This window comes from Streptomyces sp. SID13726 (genome assembly GCF_010548375.1).
In the GTDB taxonomy this organism is placed as follows: Bacteria; Actinomycetota; Actinomycetes; order Streptomycetales; family Streptomycetaceae; genus Streptomyces.
Window position 1 is genome coordinate 679,899 of record NZ_JAAGLY010000001.1, and the last position, 19,090, is coordinate 698,988.

Below are 19,090 nucleotides of genomic sequence, written 5' to 3' on the forward strand. Positions count from 1 at the left end.
CCGGGGTGCGAGACTGGCTGGATGACAGAGATCGCCTTCACCGAGGTCGCGCCCGTCATCCCGGTCCATGACCTCGACGCGGCCCTGGAGAGATACCGCCGCCTGGGCTTCACCGCGCACCCCTACGACGGCCCGGACCGGTACGGCTTCGTCGAGCGCGGCTCGGTCTCCATGCACCTCACCGAGTCGCCCGATCACGACCCCCTCCGCACCGGAGCCGTCGTCTACCTCTATGTGAGCGACGCCGACGCCGTCCACGCCGAGTGGACGGCGGCCGGCGTCGACGGCCGCTTCGGCGCGCCGGCCGACGCGCCTTACGGACTGCGGGAGTTCACCTTCGTGGACACGGACGGCACGGCTCTGCGGGTGGGGTCCCCGCTCAAGTCCTACCCGTCGTAGTCCACCCAGGCCCGCTGACCGGCACCGTCCGTGCCGTACCAGTAGCGGGGCAGGCCCTTGATGCTCGTCGTGCGGAACGGCTTTCCGCCGTCGTCGACGCGGACCGTGCCGGTGCGGCCCTGGGAGGACCAGTCCAGCTCCAGGTACCAGCTGCAGTCGCAGGTCTGGGTCTGCGCGGTCACCAGCAGGATCTCCGGGTCCTCGGAGGAGACGCGGTACGGCATCTTCACGGCCGGGAGGACGTTCTCGCCGTCGTTGCCGGACTCCGGGTGGGCGATCGGACGGTCCTTGTCGAGGTTCACGGAGAAGTAGCGCGGGGTGAGCGCGCCGCCGCAGCCCTGCTCCATGGCGTACGCGTTGCCCTTGGCCGGGGCCCCGCGCGAGACGACCCGGACGCGGAGGTCCTCCAGGACGACCGCCGTGGAGTTCTTGCCCTGCACCGAGATCTGCACCATCGTCTCCCGGCCGTGGATCGCGCCCAGCGGGCCCGCCCAGTTCGCGGCGTCCTGGGACATCGGGGGCGGCGGGACCTGGGCCGGCGGCTTGTCGATGACGTAGTCGTGGCCGCAACCCGCGTTCCAGATGTGGGAGTTGACGGTCCAGGTGAGCGGGGTGCCGGTGAAGGTGCCCTGCTGCCCCGAGTCGCCGGTGCCCTTCGAGGCGGTGCTGCCGTCCGGCGCCGAGGGGGAGGCGCTCTTGCCGGTGCCCTTGGGTGACGGGGAGCCCGAGGTGGCCGAGAGGCTCGGTGACTCGGACGGCGTGCGGCCCGGCGTGCCCGAAGCCGTCGTACCGGACGACGGGTCCGGAGCCTGCGCCACCTTGTCCGACGCGGACCGCCCCGAGGGCAACGCCGCCAGACTTCCCACCGTCGCGAGCAACGCCACCGCGGCGGCCGCGGCGACGGCGACCCGCCTGCGGCGATACCAGGGACGGTGCGGGGGGAGACCGGGGCCGGAGACCAGGGCGTCGGTGTCGTCATCGTCATTGCCGTCGGCATCGCCGTCACCGTCGGCAGGGGTGTCCCTGTCCCTGTCGTCGGCCGGAGCGGTCTCGGCCGGGCCGCCGGCCCCTGCTTCCGTCACCGCACCCGCACCCGCACCCGCGCCCACACCCGCAGCCGTCCCCGCTGCCCCGGCCGATGCCCCCGCGCCCTCACCCGCCCGAGGCCGCTGCCGTGCCGCCACCGCCGGCAGCCACAGGCGGTGCAGTTCCAGGCGTTCCTCGGCCGACGCCCCGCACAGCGCGGCGAACCGCTCCACCGGGGCGAAGTCGAGCGGTACCGCCTCGCCCGCGCAGTAGCGGTGCAGGGTCGAGGTGTTCATGTTGATGCGGCGGGCCAGCGAGCCGTAGCTGCGGTCGGTGCGCTCCTTGAGCCGCCGCAACAGGGCCGCGAACTCCTGGACCTCGTCCTGCGGTTCCGGTGCTGACAACGATTCCCCCCTGATCCGGTATCCCAGGCACTCCCTATACCTGCACGTCAGACGCCCTGGGATGGTTCCATGCCGACGGATCCCGCGTCCCTGGTTGCGTCCGCCCGGTGTGACCGCTGATGCTCTTGGTGTCGCACCGACCAGGCCGGACCGACCACCCGGAGTCGTTGTGGCATCCCATGACCATGCACAGATCTCACGGGGGACACCCATGCCCAGGCACACCCGAGCCGGCGCGCTCACCGTACTCTCTCTCACCGGCCTCGTGCTCGGCGTCACACTCTCCGTACAGGCGGGCGCCGCGCCGGCCGCGCCGCGGTTCCTCTCGGCCGCCGACCTCCCGCCGCACCCCTCGTCCGCCTGGACGGCGGGCAAGGTGACCGACGGCGTCCCGGACGAGCTGCGGCTCTGCCTGGACGAGGCGCTGCCGGGCTACGACTCCCGGTACCGCGACTTCCGCACCGACCTGGACACCAGCGCCCGCCAGCTGACCATCGAGGTCGGCACCAAGGCCAAGGCCGCCGCGCTCGCCACCCGCCTGGACAAGGAGATCCGTGCCTGCGCGGGCCGCCTCGAACAGTCCGACCCGGAGCTGGAGGCCGAGTACAAGGACTACGGCAAGGTGGCGGTCGAGGAGGGCGCCCGGGTGCACGGCCTGCACACGGAGTACTCGTACGGCGCCACCGACATCCGCCTGCTGTCCGTCGGCCGGGACGACCGGACCGTCACCGTCGTGGAATGGGCCCAGATGGGCGACTTCGCCGACGCCCCGGTGAAGGCCTTCAAGAAGACCACCGCCACCGCGGTGAACAAGCTCCACTGAGACGCGGGGCCGCCCTCTCGCACGGGGGTCGGGCGGGCGGCCCCGCACGGACCACATCACCGCGGCACCAACGTCAGCAGCATCGGAAAACGGGGAACGAACATGAACAGCACCAAGGCCACCCGCCGCACCACCCTGGCCCTGGGCCTCGCCCTGGCCCTCGGTCTCGGCGTCACCGCCCAGGCCTCCGCGGGAGCGCCCCGCAGCGTCAGCGGCAAGCCGTCCGACAACATCACCCGCATCGCCGACTTCTACGGCGCCTACGTCGACGCCGTCACCGACGAGGGCGGCGGCGAGCTCAAGGACGCCCTGCGCGCGCACTACCTCACGCCCGCCTTCCAGAAGGAGCTGAGGGCCTGGGAGGAGAAGGAGCACGCCGACGGCGTCCTGCGCGCCCAGAACGTCCCCCTCGCCTGGAAGGTCACCGACAACGGAACCTCCGACCACACGGAGGCCGTCGTCACCCTCACCTGGAGCGCCGGCCAGACCAGCACGCTCGTCGTCGACATGACCCGCGGCAGCCAGAAGATCTTCCACATCGGCACCAAGGGCAACGAAGGCACCTGACAGCGCATTCCGGCCACATTCCCAGCTGCCCCATCCCTTCGTCCCGTACGGCGAGATGGGCAGCCAGGAGTCGTCGGATCGGCCCACGCCGCGCGGTACCGGTGTCCCGGCGCCGCGTGGGTCACGGGCCCCGCGGCACCGCAGGGTCGGCTGCCGCCACCAGGAACAGATGCACCGCCTCACCTCCGCTCGCCGTACCCCGACCGTCGGGACCGGCGGCGGGGGTGCTCGCGTAGGCGAGGGGTGCCCCGGCCGTCGTAGGGCAGCCGCCGGGACTGTGGACCGAGTCCGGAACCCGTCCCTCCGGGGCTGCACACCGATCCGCCGGGTCGGTGTCCCAGCCTTCCGAGCGGCCGTCCCGATGGGCTGAGTCGCCTCGCTGACCTGGTGTTTCCCTGTCCCACCCTGGCCTTGGGACATGCGCAGGCCGTGCTCGGCGCAGGGCCTGCCGGCACCGGGTTGCCGGGCACATGCCACAGGGCAGGGACCAGCGGCACAGGCGCCGGGTGCCGGGAGGGTCGTACGGACCGCCGGGAGGTGTCGTGCCGCTCGAACGGGGCCGTCCCGTACGGCGATCCGGAGGGGCTTTTCCGGGATGTGTCCGGCCTGTCGGGCGGGTCCGGGGCGTTGTCGTCCGAGTGGCCGAACACCCGGTCGTTGATGATTCGACATGACTGCCGCATGAACTATCGGGCATGGATCCCCGTGAACGTGTTCGAGCAGGAGGGGAACCGACATCGGCACGCGGGCGGGGGTCATGAAGAGGCAGGCACGAGGAGGCGGTCCCACGGCAGTCGGGGCCTTCTCGGCTCAGACAGTGGAGGAGACGGCCGACGGCGCCACGGAGCAGGCGCGGTCGCCTCAGCTCCGGCGCAGACTGGAGCGGGCGGACCTGGGGGCGGTCCCCGAGACACGCAGGGCGCTGCGCGAGTTGTTACGACAGTGGGGGAGGCCCGGACGGTCCGAGATAGCCGAACTGCTCACCAGCGAACTCGTCACCAACGCACTGGTCCACACCGACCACGACGCGGTCGTCACCGCCACGGTCGGGCCGCGGGCGCTGCGGGTGGAGGTGCGGGACTTCGTCGCCCGCAGACCGCGCGTGCGCGTACCGAACGCCGACGACGGTACGCACGGCCGGGGCCTGGTTCTGGTGCAGTCCCTCGCGGACTCCTGGGGCGTGCGGGCGCACGGCGTCGGGAAGTCCGTGTGGTTCGAACTGGACGCCGAGGCGGCCTGAGACGCAACGGAAGGGGGCGTGACCGCGACGGTCACGCCCCCTTCCCGTGGTGCTCGGGCCCCGTGGACCCCGTTCGGTGACTCAGCCGAACTGCTGCTCAAGATCCTTGAGCTTGCGCTCCAGCGAGTCGAGACGCGGTAGAGCCATTGTGTCGTCCTCCGCGGTGAGATCGACGGAGGAATCAGACCCATGGCGGACCGGCTGGAGCGACGGACGCTGTCGCACGGGCAGCGGCTGGGGCTCCGGCGCCGATATGGCAGGCTCCGCGGTGGCACGCTCCAGGGCCGCCGCCTGCTGCGGCTGCTCCAGCTGACGCGCGCCCCGGCCGACGAAGCCACGGTGGCCGCGGCTGATCGCCTTGAGCTGCGCCCGCTCGACACGCTGCTGGTCGCGGCGGCGGATGCGGGCCGCCTCCTTCTGACGCTGGTCCTCGCGGACCTCGTCGACCGCCTCGTCCAGGCTGCGGACGTTCTCCAGCAGCATCAGCGACCAGGCCTTGTACGTCTCACGGGGCGCCCTCAGCCAGCGCACCACGCGGATCTGCGGCAGCGGCCGCGGCACCAGACCTTGCTCCCGCAGGGCGGCCCGGCGGGTCTGCTTCAGCGCGCGGTCGAACAGCACGGCCGCCGAGAGCGACATGCCGGAGAAGAACTGGGGGGCGCCGTCGTGGCCGAAGCCCCGCGGCGCGTGCACCCAGTTGAACCAGGCCGCGGCACCCGCGAACGTCCACACCAGTATCCGGGAGCCGAGCGCCGCGTCACCGTGGCTGGCCTCGCGCACCGCGAGGACGGAGCAGAACATCGCCGCGCCGTCCAGACCGAACGGCACCAGGTACTGCCAGCCGCCCGAGAGGCTCAGGTTCTCCTCACCGAAGCCGACCAGGCCGCGGAAGGAGAGGGCCGCGGCGACCGCCGCGCAGCAGAACAGAAGGACATAGGAGGCGGTGCCGTATATGGCCTCCTTGCGCCTGCGGCGCTCCTCGCTGCGCTCCCACGAGTCGTCTTTCGCGTGCTCCCCGCCGGACCGCTTGCTCCGCGCGAGCACCGCAACCGCCGCCAGCATGCCCAGGAGCAGTACGGCGCCCGGAAGCAACCAGTTCAGCGATATGTCGGTCAGTCTCATCTGGGGTCCCTTGCATTGGGATAGGGCGTAACGCCCGCCATAGTGGCCCACTCCCGCCAGCCCTCAGGGGGTTTCGGGGCAAGAGGCCGCCAAGGAAGTGCAAGGGAGTTGCCCAGGGCAGCGTTTTGCTCGAACTGCCGCTTGAGGGGCGGGAGTTGAGTTCGAATAAGACTACCCGTACGGGTGGTTCCACGGAAAGTTCCTGCGTCGAGTGAGGAAGTTGTGAATTACCTGTAACCGTACGGGCGTCCCAGTCGGCGTTGATCTTACGGGACCCGGCGGCGGGCCCTGTCGCGGGGGTCCCCCTGACAGGGACTCAACTGGCGGCGGCCGCCGTGAGCTTGGCGATCCTGACGCTGTCGCAGGTGCGCGGGCAGGAGGGGCAGGTGTCGTCCGGGTCCAGCGTGTAGTACATGCAGCAGCTGATCCGGTCCCGGGTGGGCAGCGGTTCACCGCTCGGTCCCCGGAGGACCCGGAACGCCGGGGAGCCGACGTACGGCTTCGTCGTGCCCGGCAGCAGGAGGTCCAGCGCGTGCTCGGCGCGGCGCTTCTCGTGCTCGCCGAGGAGTTCGGCGACGTACCAGAGCCCCTCGACCACCTCGTCCGTGATCATGCCCCACAGGGCCCTGCCGCGACGGCGCATGCGCGGGCCGAAGGAGGCGAGCAGCGGCTCCATGTGCTCGGCCACCGCCTCCCGGAGCTCGGCGCGCAGGGCCTCCTCGTCGGGGACCGGGCGGGCGTCGGGGTGCGCCGCCGCGGGGTCGTCCGGGAGGCAGGCGAAGGTGGTCGGGTGCACCGCGAAGTTCATGGGGCCCCGGGTGCGGTCGTACGAGACGTGCGTCACGGGGAGGCGGGGGACCCTGCGGTGCAGGAACCACGGTGCCGTGAAGAGGAGACAGGCCGGCCAGGCGTAGCGGTGCAGTCCGAAGCTGGCGATGACGTCCGGGCGGCCCTGCCTGCCGTTGTCCCGCAGTACCTGCTCGTCGTCCCAGGCGAGGAACGTGTCCATCGCGGTGCCGCCCGCCGCGAGCGCCGCCGCGGTGACCCAGCCGTCGGTCGCCGGGAGCTCTACGGCGCTGTCCAGTTCCGTGACCGTGAGGGCGGGGAGGGCTTTCGTCAGGTCCGCGTAGGCGGGGGCGACGGGGGAACCGGGTGCCGGGGTCGGGGCGGAACGGGGGGCGGGCAGCGGTATGGGCATGCGGGGCCACCGATTCGGTTGGAGGTAAGGCTTACCTTACCCAATCTCCTCGGGATTTGAACTGAGGCGTTCTGCGCCTAAGGTGCTTGACGGGTGAGTAACAACCCGTCGTAATGACCCCAAGTACCGACACGTCCGGAGGAGGACCCGTGAAGCAGGGTGCGCAGGGCTCCGCCGGGGTGGGGGAGGTTCGGGTGCCGGCGCAGGTGCGTTCGGCTGTGGCCGGGGTGTCTGGAGTGTCCGGGGCTTCTGGGGTGCCTGGTGTGTCTCGGGGGCTGGGTGATGTGTCGGGTGGGGTTGGGGTTGGGGTTCGGGGGGAGCACACCCACAGTGAGGTGCCCATTCCTCGGCCCGTCGTGCAGCGGGCCTCCGTGCGGGGGCAGATTCTCGACGCGCTTCGTACGGCTCTGGTGGCTGGGGAGTTGAGGCCCGGTGAGGTGTACTCGGCGCCCGCGCTCGGGGAGCGGTTCGGGGTGTCGGCCACGCCGGTGCGGGAGGCCATGCAGCAGCTCGCGCTGGAGGGGGCGGTGGAGGTCGTTCCCAACCGGGGGTTCCGGGTGGTGGAGCGGGGGGCTCGTGAGTTGGCCGAGCTGTCCGAGGTGCGGGCGTTGATCGAGGTGCCGGTGGTGTTGCGGCTGGCTCGGACGGTGGCGGTGGAGCGGTGGGCGGAGTTGCGACCGCTGGCCGAGGCGACGGTGCGGGCGGCGTCCGCGGGGTGCCGGGCGAGTTACGCGGAGTGCGATCGGGCGTTTCATCGCGGTGTGCTGATGCTGTCGGGGAACGAGCAGTTGGTGCAGGTGGCGGAGGATCTGCATCGGCGGTCGCAGTGGCCGTTGGAGGGTGGGGTGGGGGTTCGGGGGCGGGTGGATCTTGTTGCGGATGCGGCGGAGCATACGGCGTTGTTGGACGCGTTGATCGCTCGGGATCTGGATGTGGTGCGGGGGTTGGTGGGGGAGCATTTTGCGTCGGTGGGGTGAGGGGTGGGTGTCTGCGGGTGCGGGTGTCGTCTGCGGGTTCGGTGGGGGCGGGCGTTTTGCGCAGTTCCCCGCGCCCCTGAGATGCCTGCGGCGGCCCGCTCGGCCCCGGTGGGGGCTTGTGTAGCGCGTGCTGGTGCGTTGTGGGTCGGGGCCGGGGTGGGGGGTATCCGTCCTCGGTCCGGCGGCTCGGTCACTCAAAGAGGTGCTCGGTTATGGACGCCGGCCGCTGCGGGCGGACACCCCCCACCCCGTCCCCTGCGCACCGTCCGCGGCCAACGGCCCGTGGTGGCGCGCGTCAGGTGCAACCCCCCAGGGGCGCGGGGAACTGCGCGACAAGCCACGACGGACCCGCACCCGCCAGACCACACCACGAGGCACCCTCATAGGCGCCCGGCTCAAGCCCAGCGCAGCTGCCCGCGGGGAACTGCGCGACAAGCCACAACTCACCCGCACCCGCAACACAACCGAACCTGGCACCCCCCTAGGCGAACAGCTCACGCACTCGCAGCCGGTGGAGTCAACTGGCGGGCCAGCCACGTCGGTACGCCGCCCAGCAATCGGTACAGCCGGCGCGCCTCCTCGCGGAGTCGGGATGCCTCGGGTTCTGATTCCGCGTCGGCGAGGGAGGCCAGGGCCGGGGCTGTTCCTACGAGGTAGCCCAACTCCTCGCGGATGCGGAGGGATTCGGCGAAACCGTGGCGGGCTTCGGTCAACTCGCCGTCGCGCAGGGCGAGTCCGGCGAGGTGGCGCCAGGTGAAGGAGAGGAGCAGGGGGTCGGACTGGGCCGTGGCGCCGGCGTGGGCTCGGCGGTAGGCGGCTCGGGCCGACTGGGGGGAGTGGGCGAGGTTCTCCGCCAGGAGGCCGCGGCGGAAGTCGAGGAGGGCTCTGCCCTCGGCTCCGGGAGGGATCAGGGCCGCGGCCCGGCCCAGTGCCGCCCGCGCCTCGTCCGCACGGTCGCGGACCCCGTGCAGCGTCGCCGCGTACGCAAGGTGCCCGCGTTCACAAGCGGCCGCCCCCCGCTCGTCGTCGCTGTGGGCCAGCGCCTCCGCGGTGCGCAGGGCGTCCTCGGCCTCGGGCCAGCCCTGTTCGGTGTAGAGACAGCGCTCCACCAGCAGTGCCGTGCGTTGGAGCGCCGCCTGTGCCGTGACCGGTTGGAGCAGGGCGGCCGCGTCGGCCCAGCAGGCCCTTGAGCGCAGCCGCCATACCGCGGTCTGGAGTGGATCGTCACCGGCGGTCGTTCCGTTACCAGACATGGCGGTATCCGCCACATTGCCCTCCCCGAGCGCGCCATCGAGCTATGAGTGGTGGGCGCAGTTCAGCATGAATCCGCGGGCCCGGCCAAGGGGGTGGGTGAAGGAATTCACAAAGTCGTGGGGGCCCGACGGCTCACAGGTTTCAGCTCATCCGCAGTGCCAGGAAGAAATCCAGCTTGTCCTCAAGGCGTGACAGGTCACGGCTCGTCAACTGCTCGATGCGGCCGACGCGGTAGCGCAGCGTGTTGACGTGCAGGTGGAGGCGGGTGGCGCAGCGGGTCCAGGAGCCGTCGCAGTCCAGGAAGGCCTCCAGGGTGGGGATGAGTTCGGCGCGGTGGCGGCGGTCGTACTCGCGGAGCGGGTCGAGGAGACGGGCGGTGAAGGCTCGTCGTACGTCGTCGGGGACGAAGGGGAGCAGCAGGACGTGGGACGCCAGTTCCTGGTGGCCCGCCGCGCAGACCCGTCCCGGGCGGGCCGCCGCCACCCTGCGGGCGTGCCTCGCCTCCTCCAGGGCGCCGCGCAGGCCCTCCGCCGAGTGGACCGACGCGCTGACGCCCAGGGTGACCCTGCCGTCGTCGTCCAGGCCCGCGGAGAGGGGGTCGCGGACAGACTCCAGGAGGGCGTCCGCCAGGATGCCCGTCTCCGAGCCGTCGTGTTCCGCGGCGACCGCGGGGAGGGGCACCAGGGCGATCGCCTCGTCGCCGGTGTGGGCCACCGCTATGCGGTCGGAGGGCTCCGGGCCCATGGCCGCGGGGTCCACCAGGATCTCCTCCAGCAGGGACTGGGCCACCGGGCCGCCCTCCAGGTCGGCGTCCTGCCATTCGACCCGCGCCACGACCACCTGCCAGTGCGGGGCCGCTCCGAGGCCGGGGAGGAGGACCGGGGCCGCGACGCGCAGGCGGGCCGCGATCTCGGCGGGGGCGGCTCCCGTTTGGACCAGTTCCAGGACCTCCTGGGCCAGGCGGCGGCGGACCGTGCGGGCCGCGTCCCTGCGGTCGCGTTCCACCGAGATCAGCTGGGTGACGCCCTGGAGGAGGTCCAGGCGCTCCTCCGGCCAGTCGCCCGCGTCCGCCTCCACCGCGAGCAGCCAGTCCGACAGGACCGTCTCGCGGACGTCCCGCGAGGCCTGGGGGGAGCGGCCGCTGCTGCGGACCGGGAACAGGGAGTACGTCGACGGGCCGAGCGTGACTCTGTGCGGGCCCCGGCGGCCGGTGCGGGCCGCCGCCAGGTGCTCCGCCGCGAGCTTCGCGCAGGTGTCCGCCGGGAGGCCGGGGCCCGCCGCCTTCGGCCCCGCGATCAGGCGGCCCGTGGGGGACATGACCCAGGCGCGCAGGTCCAGGTCGGAGCCCAGGAGGTCCAGGACCACGTCCGGGCCGCCGCCCGCCGGGCCCGACGTCATCATGCGCCGGTGCCGGTCCACCACGGCCGCCAGGTCACCCGCGCGCTCGCCCGAGACCTGCCGTACGACATGCTCGGTGATCGTCGCGAACGCCACCGACTCGTGCACGGCGAACAGGGGGAGGCGGTGGCGGGCACAGGCCACCGCGAGGTCGTCCGGGACGTCACCCAGCTCGGCCTCGCCGGCCGCCAGCGCGACCACTCCGGCCTGCACGAGGAGTCGTACGAACGGCTCCGAGTCGGCCGCGTCCCGGCGCCAGGCGAGGCCTGTCAGGACCAGTTCCCCGCCCGAGAGATAGCGGCTGGGGTCGCGCAGGTCCGTGGTCATCACCCCGCGCACGGTGCGATCCAGTTCGTCCTCGCCGCCGAGCAGCCGCAGGCCCAGCGCGTCGGTGTCCAGCAGTGCGCGCAGCCGCATTCTCGTCGCCGCCGATCTTTGTCTCGAAATCTACGATGGGGAGGGGGTCCGGTGGAGGGGGGAGCGGCTTCTGCCGTCTCCGGGGCTGTGTCGCAGGTCACGTGGCCTGTGGCGCACGTTTCCGCAGGAAAGCATGGAGGTTACCGGTGACCTCCGTTCATACGAATCTACAAGATGAGGGCGCCGACCAGCCAACTCCTTCATGGTTTCCGTGACTGACCCCGTCGGAGTACACCGCTGTGTACTGGCTCCACTCCACGTAAACAGCACATGAACGAGCCGGGCCCGCCGCACACGATCTGGCTCGATCCGAACGATCACGAGACGTAGAAGAGAGCCGGTCATGGACTTCCTTCGCCCCGCCAGCTGGGAGGAGGCGCTCGCCGCCAAGGCTGAGCACCCCACCGCTGTGCCCATCGCGGGCGGCACCGATGTGATGGTCGAGATCAACTTCGACCACCGGCGGCCCGAGTACCTGCTCGACCTCAACCGGATCACCGAGCTCACCGAGTGGGAGGTGGGCCAGGACTCCGTGCGGCTCGGCGCGTCCGTGCCGTACACCGGGATCATGGAGCACCTGCGCGGCGAGCTGCCGGGCCTGGCCCTCGCCTCGCACACCGTGGCCTCCCCGCAGATCCGCAACCGCGGCGGCGTCGGCGGCAACCTCGGCACCGCCTCCCCGGCCGGAGACGCCCACCCCGCGCTCCTTGCGGCGGGCGCCGAGGTCGAGGTGGAGTCCGTACGGGGATCGCGTCTCATCCCGATCGACGAGTTCTACACCGGCGTGAAGCGCAACGCGCTGGCCGCCGACGAACTCATCCGCGCCGTTCACGTGAAGAAGGCCGACGGGCCTCAGCAGTACTCCAAGGTCGGCACCCGCAACGCCATGGTCATCGCCGTGTGCGCCTTCGGGCTCGCGCTGCATCCCGAGACGCGGACCGTGCGGACCGGGATCGGCTCCGCTGCCCCCACGCCCGTGCGGGCCAAGGCCGCCGAGGAGTTCCTGAACGCCGCGCTGGACGAGGGCGGGTTCTGGGAGAACGGCAAGATCATCACCCCTTCGGCCGTCAAGCAGTTCGCGGACCTGTGCGCCGCGTCCTGCAACCCGATCGACGACGTCCGCGGCACGGCGAGCTACCGCCGCCACGCGGTCGGCATCATGGCCCGCCGCACGCTGACCTGGACCTGGGAGTCGTACCGCGGTACCCGCCGCGCCACGGAGGGAGCTGCGTAATGCGCGTCAACTTCACTGTCAACGGTCGTCCGCAGGAAGCCGACGACGTCTGGGAGGGCGAGTCCCTGCTGTACGTGCTGAGGGAGCGGCTCGGGCTGCCGGGGTCCAAGAACGCCTGCGAGCAGGGTGAGTGCGGGTCCTGCACGGTCCGGCTCGACGGTGTTCCGGTGTGCTCGTGCCTCGTCGCGGCCGGGCAGGTCGAGGGGCGCGAGGTCGTCACCGTCGAGGGGCTCGCCGACTACGCCAAGCAGCGTGCGTGTGGGCATCCGGCTCCCGAGGGCCAGGACTCCCAGACCGGCGAGGGCGCCGAGCTCTCCCCGATCCAGCAGGCGTTCATCGACGCTGGTGCCGTCCAGTGCGGCTTCTGCACACCGGGGCTGCTGGTCGCCGCCGACGAGATGCTGGAGCGCACCCCCAACCCGAGCGACGCGGACATCCGTGAGGCGCTGTCGGGCAACCTGTGCCGCTGCACGGGCTACGAGAAGATCATGGACGCGGTCCGCCTCGCGGCCGCCCGGCAGTCCGAGGGGGTCTGAGCATGCCCGCCAAAGGCGCTCCCACGAAGATCAACCAGGGTTCCCAGACCAAGGGCGGCATCGGCGAGTCCACGCTCCGCCCGGACGGCACCCTCAAGGTCACCGGCGAGTTCGCGTACTCGTCCGACATGTGGCACGAGGACATGCTCTGGGGGCAGATCCTCCGCTCGACCGTCGCGCACGCCGAGATCGTGTCCATCGACACGAGTGAGGCCCTCGCCATGCCGGGCGTGTACGCCGTCATGACGTACGACGACCTGCCGACCGAGGTGAAGAACTACGGCCTGGAGATCCAGGACACCCCGGTCCTCGCCCACGGCAAGGTCCGCCACCATGGCGAGCCGGTCGCCATCGTCGCCGCCGACCATCCCGAGACCGCTCGTCGCGCCGCCGCCAAGATCAAGGTCGAGTACCGGGAACTGCCCGTCATCACCGACGAGGCCTCCGCGACCGCCCCGGACGCGATCCTCGTCCACGAGGGCCGCGACGACCACCACATCGGGCACGTCCCGCACCCGAACATCGTCCACCGCCAGCCGATCGTCCGTGGCGACGCCCGACAGGCCGCCGAGCGGGCCGACTTCGTCGTCAAGGGCGAGTACACCTTCGGCATGCAGGACCAGGCCTTCCTCGGCCCCGAGTCGGGACTCGCGGTGCCGGACGAGGACGGCGGTGTCCATCTGTACATCGCCACCCAGTGGTTGCACTCCGACCTCCGGCAGATCGCGCCCGTGCTCGGGCTGCCCGAGCGCAAGGTCCGTATGACGCTGTCCGGTGTCGGCGGGGCCTTCGGCGGTCGCGAGGACCTGTCGATGCAGATCCACGCCTGCTTGCTGGCGATGCGGACGGGGAAGCCCGTCAAGATCGTCTACAACCGGTTCGAGTCCTTCTTCGGACACGTCCACCGGCACCCGGCCAAGCTGTACTACGAGCACGGGGCCACGCGTGACGGCAAGTTGACGCATGTGAAGTGCCGGATCGTCCTCGACGGGGGCGCGTACGCCTCCGCCTCCCCGGCCGTGGTCGGCAACGCCTCCTCGCTGTCCATCGGGCCGTACGTCGTCGACGACGTCGACATCGAGGCCATCGCCCTCTACACCAACAACCCGCCCTGCGGCGCGATGCGCGGCTTCGGCGCGGTCCAGGCCTGCTTCGCCTACGAGGCCCAGATGGACAAGCTCGCCGACGCGGTGGGCATGGACCGGGTGGAGTTCCGGCAGCTCAACGCCATGGAGCAGGGGACCATCATGCCGACGGGGCAGCCGGTGGATTCGCCCGCCCCCGTCGCCGAACTCCTGCGCCGCGTCAAGGCGATGCCTCTTCCTCCGGAGCAGCAGTGGCTCTCCGCCGGCGAGGCCGCGGACGTACGACAGCTGCCGGGCGGTCTGTCCAACACCACTCATGGCGAAGGCGTGGTGCGGGGCGTGGGCTACGCGGTCGGCATCAAGAACGTCGGTTTCTCCGAGGGGTTCGACGACTACTCCACCGCCAAGGTGCGCATGGAGGTGGTCGGCGGTGAACCCGTCGCCACCGTGCACACCGCCATGGCGGAGGTCGGGCAGGGCGGGGTCACCGTGCACGCCCAGATCGCCCGCACCGAACTCGGCGTCGCCCAGGTGACCATCCACCCGGCGGACACCCAGGTGGGCTCGGCCGGTTCGACCTCGGCCTCCCGGCAGACGTACGTCACCGGCGGCGCCGTCAAGAACTCCTGCGAGCTGGTCCGGGAGAAGGTCCTGGAGATCGGGCGCCGCAAGTTCGGTTCGTACCACCCCGCTTGGGCCACCGCCGAGCTGCTCCTGGAGGGCGGCAAGGTCGTCACCGACGGCGGCGAGGTCCTCGCGGATCTGGTCGACGTGCTGGAGAACGAGTCCGTCGAGGTCGAGGCGGAGTGGCGGCACCGGCCCACCGAGGCCTTCGACCTGCGCACCGGACAGGGCTTCGGACATGTCCAGTACTCCTTCGCCGCCCACCGCGCGGTCGTCGAGGTCGACACCGAGCTCGGCCTGGTCAAGGTGATCGAGCTGGCCTGCGCCCAGGACGTCGGCAAGGCGCTCAACCCGCTGTCCGTCATCGGCCAGATCCAGGGCGGCACCATCCAGGGTCTCGGCGTCGCGGTGATGGAGGAGATCATCGTCGACCCGAAGACCGCCAAGGTCAGGAACCCGTCCTTCACGGACTACCTGATCCCCACCATCCTCGACACGCCGACCATCCCCGTCGACGTGCTCGAACTCGCCGACGACCACGCGCCGTACGGGCTCCGTGGCATCGGCGAGGCACCCACGCTGTCCTCGACTCCCGCTGTGCTCGCGGCGATCCGCAACGCGACGGGGCTGGAGCTGGACAGGACGCCGGTCAGGCCCGAACACCTCACGGGCCAGGCGTAGCAAGACTCTCCGGGCGGCGCCGGGAACGTCACACTTCGCCGCGCCGCCCGGAGTGCCCAGTTCGTTCGTCTCGGGCCGTCCCCCGGGTCGTGCGGCCGAAGCAGTTTCCCAAATCCCGCAGCCGCAGAGGCGGTTGACGGGGGCCCCTGTGAACCTTGGGAGTAGGCCCACATGACCCAGCAGTCACTGGAGCCGGAGACCGTCGCCGAAGACGCGGGAGAAGGCACCCGCGTCCCGGCCGGACGGTCCTGGCTCGACCGGTACTTCCACATCTCCCAGCGAGGGTCGACCGTCGCCCGCGAAGTGCGCGGCGGCACCACGACCTTCATGGCGATGGCGTACATCCTCCTGCTCAACCCCCTGATCCTGTCCGGCAAGGACGTGGCGGGCGACACCCTCGGCCAGAAGGCGCTGATCACCGCGACGGCCTTCGCGGCGGCCTTCACCACGCTGCTGATGGGCTTCTTCGGCAAGGTGCCCCTCGCGCTCGCCGCCGGCCTCTCCGTATCCGGAGTGCTGTCCTCGCAGGTCGCGCCCGCGATGACCTGGCCGCAGGCCATGGGCATGTGCGTGATGTACGGCGTGGTCATCATGCTGCTGGTCGTCACCGGCCTGCGCGAGATGATCATGAACGCCATTCCGCTGGCCCTCAAGCACGCGATCACCATGGGCATCGGCCTGTTCGTCGCCCTGATCGGCTTCTACAAGGCCGGCTTCGTCCACCAGGGCAAGGCGACCCCGGTCACCCTCGGCCCGACGGGTGAACTCGCGGGCTGGCCCGTCCTGTTGTTCGCCGTCACCCTGCTCGCCATCTTCATGCTCCAGGCCCGTGGAGTGCCCGGCGCGATCCTGATCGGGATCGTCGGCGGGACCGTACTCGCCGTAGTGCTCAACGCCGTTGGCGCCATCGCCCCCAAGCAGTGGGCGAGCGGAGCCCCTGAACTGCACGGCAGCGCGGTGTCGATGCCGGACTTCTCGATCTTCGGGAAGGTGGAGTTCGGCGGCTGGGGCCAGGTCGGCGCGATGACGGTCGGCATGATCGTGTTCACGCTGGTGCTCGCCGGGTTCTTCGACGCGATGGCCACCATCATCGGCGTCGGCACCGAGGCCAAGCTCGCCGACGCGCAGGGCCGGATGCCGGGCCTGTCCAAGGCGCTGTTCATCGACGGCGCGGGCGGTGCGATCGGCGGAGTGGCGGGAGCCTCAGGCCAGACCGTCTTCGTCGAGTCGGCGACGGGTGTCGGCGAAGGAGCCCGCACGGGGCTGTCCTCCGTCGTCACCGGCCTGTTCTTCGCGGCCTGTCTCTTCTTCACCCCGCTCACGGCGATCGTGCCCGGCGCGGTCGCGGCCGCCGCCCTGGTGGTGATCGGCGCCATGATGATGATGAACGCCCGCCATGTCGACTGGGCCGACCGCGCCACCGCGATCCCGGTCTTCCTGACCGTCGTGATCATGCCGTTCACCTACTCGATCACGGCGGGTGTCGCCGCGGGCGTCATCTCGTACGTCGCGATCAAGACCGCCCAGGGCAAGGCCCGCGAGATCGGGGCGTTCATGTGGGCCCTGACGGTGATCTTCGTCGTCTACTTCGCCCTCAACCCCATCGAGAGCTGGATGGGCGTGCACTAGCAGCCCCCAACTCCCCTGTACGCAACCGCTGTTAAGGAGACCGAGATGCTGGACATCGCCGAAGAGCTGCACCGGTGGGTCGAGCAGGGACGTGACTTCGCCGTGGCCACCGTGGTGGCCGTCGGCGGCAGCGCGCCCCGCCAGCCCGGCGCCGCCCTCGCGGTGGCCGCCGACGGCACGGCGATCGGCTCGGTCTCCGGCGGCTGTGTGGAGGGCGCGGTGTACGAACTGTGCGGGCAGGCCCTGGAGGACGGCGAGTCGATCCTCGAACGCTTCGGCTACAGCGACGACGACGCCTTCGCGGTCGGTCTGACCTGCGGCGGAGTCATCGACATCCTCGTCACCCCGGTCCGGTCCTGCGACCCCGTCCGCCCGGTCGTCACGGCCGCCCTCGAAGCCGCCGTGAAGGGCCGGGCGGCGGCGCTGGCCCGGATCGTCTCCGGCCCGCGCGAACTCGTCGGCCGCGCGCTCGTCGTACGTCCCGAGGACGGCCCGGCGTACGACGGCGGCTTCGGCGCCCATCCCGAACTGGACCGCACGGTCGCCGCGGAGGCCGCCGCCGTCCTCGACGCCGGCCGCACCGGCACCCTGGAGATCGGCGAACAGGGCTCCCGCTGCGAAGCCCCCCTCACGGTCCTGGTGGAGTCCTCCGTCCCCCCGCCCCGGATGATCGTCTTCGGCGCGATCGACTTCGCCTCGGCACTGGTACGCGTCGGCAAGTTCCTCGGCTACCGGGTCACGGTGTGCGACGCCCGCCCGGTGTTCGCGACGCGGGCCCGCTTCCCGGACGCCGACGAGATCGTCGTCGAGTGGCCCCACAAGTACCTGGAGCGCACCGAGGTGGACCCCCGCACCGTCCTGTGCGTCCTCACCCACGACGCCAAGTTCGACGTCCCCCTCCTGCGCCTCGCCCTCAAGCTCCCGGTCGCCTACATCGGCGCCATGGGCTCCCGCCGAACCCACCTCGACCGCAACGACCGCCTCCGCCAAGTAGGCGTCACCGAACTGGAGTTGACCCGCCTCCGGTCCCCGATCGGCCTCGACCTCGGCGCCCGCACACCGGAGGAGACGGCCCTGTCGATCGGCGCGGAGATCGTCGCGAACCGGCGGGGCGGGAGCGGGGTGTCACTCGCCGGGGCGCATACGCCGATCCATCATGACGGGGCGGCGGTACCGGCCCGGCGGATCGGCTCGGTGGCCTGAGCCGACACCGGCGGCTGGTCCGGCCAGCTGAACGCGTACCCCGTCTCCCCACCCCGGCTCACCCGCACGAACCGCAGCAGTTCGCGCACGATGCCCGCGTTGCCCTGTGCCCAGTCCGGGCGGGGTGCCAGGTCGCTCGGGGTGGCGCGGTGTTCGGTGTTGGACCAGCGGGCTCCCGTGCTGTCGTGGGTCGCCCGGGTGGTGAGGTCGGTGACGAGCAGGGTCGCGAAGTCGTGGGCGTCCCGGCCTTCGGCGAGGCGGTCGCAGGCCAGGGCGAGGACCCCGGCGGTGCCGCAGCAGCGGCCGTTGTTGTCCCAGAAGCCGGGGTGCCGGCGGCGGGGGAGGCCGGAGTGGGTGACGGTGTGCCAGCAGCGGTCGGCGAGGGCGGACCAGGACGGGTCGCCCTGGGTGTCGCGCAGCAGGCGGAAGAGCTGGGCGTCGCCGGTCGGACCGTGGCACCAGCCGTAGCTGATCGGGTCGATCACGTCCGGGCGGAACTGCGGGGTGGAGTGGCGGACCAGGAAGCCGTCCGGGCCGTCCTCGTCACGGGCCACGACGTCCCCGACCCCGGCCAGCGCCGTCCCGACCAGGTCCGCCCGGCCGGTCGCGTGGCCGATCCGGGCGAGGGAGTAGGCGATGCCGAGGGTGCCGTGCGACATGTGGTGCATACGGGCGTCCGTGCCGGGGCGGTGCGGCCACGTGACACCCGTCGGGGTGGGCTCCGCCGCCCGTAGGTACGGCTCCACCGCGAGGACGGCGAACTCCGGGTCACCGCAGGCCAGGGCCGCCAGACCGATCCCGCCGTTGCCGCCCATCAGCTCGAACAGCTCGCCCCAGCGCTCGCCGTCGAAGTGCGCGCGTACGAGGGCCAGGGCGCGGTCGGACGCCGTACGGCAGGCGGTGTCGCCCAACTCGTCGTGCAGGGCCCGCAGGGCGAGCGCCATGCCGGCGCGGCCGAAGTACAGGGAGTCGTCCTCGTGGTCGTCGACGGCGGCCGCCACGCTGCGGCCCGCGCGCAGCGCCAGGTCGGCGTAGGAGTCGTCGCCGAAGTGCCGCCAGGCCTCCAGCAGTACGGGGACGATGCCCGCCGTGCCGCTGTAGAGGGTCGGGTTCGAGGGGGACGACGACCAGGAGAGGCCCCCGTCCGGCGTCTCCCCGGCCTCGGCCACCAGCCACCGCAGCCCGTCCACCGCGAGCTGCTCGACCTCGTCCACCCGCACCGTCGTACCGTCAACTGCCGTCATGGCGCCCACTTTCGCACGTCGGTCACCGC

16 protein-coding genes are annotated in these 19,090 nt (G+C 71.6%); 10 read left to right on the forward strand and 6 right to left on the reverse strand.

What is annotated here, in order from left to right:
• Positions 1-21 precede the first annotated feature (21 nt).
• Positions 22-399 carry a VOC family protein gene (locus G3I78_RS02750; protein ID WP_164421086.1) on the forward strand — a complete coding sequence of 126 codons (378 nt, stop codon included), beginning with the start codon at positions 22-24 and terminating at the stop codon, positions 397-399.
• Here G3I78_RS02750 and G3I78_RS02755 read toward each other — a convergent pair.
• On the reverse strand, positions 387-1,829 hold the full coding sequence (locus G3I78_RS02755) for a helix-turn-helix transcriptional regulator (protein WP_164421087.1): 1,443 nt from the start codon (positions 1,827-1,829) through the stop codon (positions 387-389). The genes G3I78_RS02750 and G3I78_RS02755 overlap by 13 nt on opposite strands.
• A 211-nt stretch (positions 1,830-2,040) precedes the next feature.
• Here G3I78_RS02755 and G3I78_RS02760 point away from each other — a divergent pair, with 211 nt between their 5' ends.
• From G3I78_RS02760 to G3I78_RS02770, 3 genes are all read left to right on the forward strand, one after another.
• On the forward strand, positions 2,041-2,652 hold the full coding sequence (locus G3I78_RS02760; protein ID WP_164421088.1) for a hypothetical protein: 612 nt from the start codon (positions 2,041-2,043) through the stop codon (positions 2,650-2,652).
• 102 nt (positions 2,653-2,754) lie between these two features.
• A complete protein-coding gene (locus G3I78_RS02765) occupies positions 2,755-3,219 on the forward strand; it encodes a hypothetical protein (RefSeq protein ID WP_164421089.1) in 465 nt (154 codons plus the stop codon).
• Between the two features lie 817 nt (positions 3,220-4,036).
• Complete coding sequence (locus tag G3I78_RS02770) at positions 4,037-4,459, forward strand: ATP-binding protein (protein ID WP_164421090.1); 423 nt, start codon at positions 4,037-4,039, stop codon at positions 4,457-4,459.
• Positions 4,460-4,540: 81 nt separating this feature from the next.
• On the opposite strand, the gene G3I78_RS02775 is transcribed toward G3I78_RS02770, so the two are convergent.
• Together G3I78_RS02775 and G3I78_RS02780 are read right to left on the reverse strand one after the other, a co-directional pair.
• A complete protein-coding gene (locus G3I78_RS02775) occupies positions 4,541-5,581 on the reverse strand; it encodes a DUF2637 domain-containing protein (RefSeq protein ID WP_164421091.1) in 1,041 nt (346 codons plus the stop codon).
• Between the two features lie 316 nt (positions 5,582-5,897).
• Positions 5,898-6,779, reverse strand: a complete 882-nt coding sequence (locus tag G3I78_RS02780) for a (2Fe-2S)-binding protein (RefSeq protein ID WP_164421092.1) — start codon at positions 6,777-6,779, stop codon at positions 5,898-5,900.
• Between the two features lie 113 nt (positions 6,780-6,892).
• On the opposite strand from G3I78_RS02780, the gene G3I78_RS02785 reads away from it, so the two are divergent.
• Positions 6,893-7,756, forward strand: coding sequence for a GntR family transcriptional regulator (locus G3I78_RS02785; RefSeq protein ID WP_164421093.1), 864 nt, complete (start codon positions 6,893-6,895; stop codon positions 7,754-7,756).
• A 494-nt stretch (positions 7,757-8,250) separates the two neighbouring features.
• Here G3I78_RS02785 and G3I78_RS02790 read toward each other — a convergent pair whose 3' ends face one another.
• Both G3I78_RS02790 and G3I78_RS02795 read right to left on the reverse strand, forming a co-directional pair.
• Positions 8,251-9,024 carry a hypothetical protein gene (locus tag G3I78_RS02790; RefSeq protein ID WP_164421094.1) on the reverse strand — a complete coding sequence of 258 codons (774 nt, stop codon included), beginning with the start codon at positions 9,022-9,024 and terminating at the stop codon, positions 8,251-8,253.
• Between the two features lie 127 nt (positions 9,025-9,151).
• Positions 9,152-10,825 carry a PucR family transcriptional regulator ligand-binding domain-containing protein gene (locus G3I78_RS02795; RefSeq protein ID WP_164421095.1) on the reverse strand — a complete coding sequence of 558 codons (1,674 nt, stop codon included), beginning with the start codon at positions 10,823-10,825 and terminating at the stop codon, positions 9,152-9,154.
• A gap of 343 nt (positions 10,826-11,168) precedes the next feature.
• On the opposite strand from G3I78_RS02795, the gene G3I78_RS02800 reads away from it, so the two are divergent.
• From G3I78_RS02800 to G3I78_RS02820, 5 genes are all read left to right on the forward strand, one after another.
• Positions 11,169-12,059, forward strand: coding sequence for a xanthine dehydrogenase family protein subunit M (locus G3I78_RS02800; RefSeq protein WP_164421096.1), 891 nt, complete (start codon positions 11,169-11,171; stop codon positions 12,057-12,059).
• Complete coding sequence (locus tag G3I78_RS02805) at positions 12,059-12,595, forward strand: (2Fe-2S)-binding protein (protein WP_164421097.1); 537 nt, start codon at positions 12,059-12,061, stop codon at positions 12,593-12,595. The genes G3I78_RS02800 and G3I78_RS02805 overlap by 1 nt, the downstream gene beginning before the upstream one ends.
• Positions 12,596-12,597: 2 nt before the next feature.
• Entirely contained in the window at positions 12,598-14,985 is a 2,388-nt protein-coding gene (locus G3I78_RS02810; protein ID WP_164421098.1) for a molybdopterin cofactor-binding domain-containing protein, read from the forward strand.
• A 171-nt stretch (positions 14,986-15,156) separates the two neighbouring features.
• Positions 15,157-16,614, forward strand: coding sequence for an NCS2 family permease (locus G3I78_RS02815; RefSeq protein WP_164421099.1), 1,458 nt, complete (start codon positions 15,157-15,159; stop codon positions 16,612-16,614).
• Between the two features lie 45 nt (positions 16,615-16,659).
• Positions 16,660-17,817: an XdhC/CoxI family protein gene (locus tag G3I78_RS02820; protein WP_164421100.1), complete on the forward strand. Its 1,158-nt coding sequence runs from the start codon at positions 16,660-16,662 to the stop codon at positions 17,815-17,817.
• Here the strand turns inward: G3I78_RS02820 and G3I78_RS02825 are convergent.
• Complete coding sequence (locus G3I78_RS02825; protein ID WP_164421101.1) at positions 17,769-19,061, reverse strand: lanthionine synthetase LanC family protein; 1,293 nt, start codon at positions 19,059-19,061, stop codon at positions 17,769-17,771. The genes G3I78_RS02820 and G3I78_RS02825 overlap by 49 nt on opposite strands.
• Positions 19,062-19,090 lie beyond the last annotated feature (29 nt).

Excerpts from the sequence above, each read along its gene's own strand:
- G3I78_RS02765 (WP_164421089.1), top strand. The coding sequence starts at position 2,755 with ATGAACAGCACCAAGGCCACCCGCCGCACCACCCTGGCCCTGGGCCTC.
- G3I78_RS02815 (WP_164421099.1), top strand. The coding sequence starts at position 15,157 with ATGACCCAGCAGTCACTGGAGCCGGAGACCGTCGCCGAAGACGCGGGA.
- G3I78_RS02795 (WP_164421095.1), bottom strand. The coding sequence starts at position 10,825 with ATGCGGCTGCGCGCACTGCTGGACACCGACGCGCTGGGCCTGCGGCTG.
- G3I78_RS02780 (WP_164421092.1), bottom strand. The coding sequence starts at position 6,779 with ATGCCCATACCGCTGCCCGCCCCCCGTTCCGCCCCGACCCCGGCACCC.
- G3I78_RS02820 (WP_164421100.1), top strand. The coding sequence starts at position 16,660 with ATGCTGGACATCGCCGAAGAGCTGCACCGGTGGGTCGAGCAGGGACGT.
- G3I78_RS02825 (WP_164421101.1), bottom strand. The coding sequence starts at position 19,061 with ATGACGGCAGTTGACGGTACGACGGTGCGGGTGGACGAGGTCGAGCAG.
- G3I78_RS02800 (WP_164421096.1), top strand. The coding sequence starts at position 11,169 with ATGGACTTCCTTCGCCCCGCCAGCTGGGAGGAGGCGCTCGCCGCCAAG.
- G3I78_RS02750 (WP_164421086.1), top strand. The coding sequence starts at position 22 with ATGACAGAGATCGCCTTCACCGAGGTCGCGCCCGTCATCCCGGTCCAT.
- G3I78_RS02785 (WP_164421093.1), top strand. The coding sequence starts at position 6,893 with ATGACCCCAAGTACCGACACGTCCGGAGGAGGACCCGTGAAGCAGGGT.
- G3I78_RS02760 (WP_164421088.1), top strand. The coding sequence starts at position 2,041 with ATGCCCAGGCACACCCGAGCCGGCGCGCTCACCGTACTCTCTCTCACC.
- G3I78_RS02775 (WP_164421091.1), bottom strand. The coding sequence starts at position 5,581 with ATGAGACTGACCGACATATCGCTGAACTGGTTGCTTCCGGGCGCCGTA.
- G3I78_RS02810 (WP_164421098.1), top strand. The coding sequence starts at position 12,598 with ATGCCCGCCAAAGGCGCTCCCACGAAGATCAACCAGGGTTCCCAGACC.
- G3I78_RS02805 (WP_164421097.1), top strand. The coding sequence starts at position 12,059 with ATGCGCGTCAACTTCACTGTCAACGGTCGTCCGCAGGAAGCCGACGAC.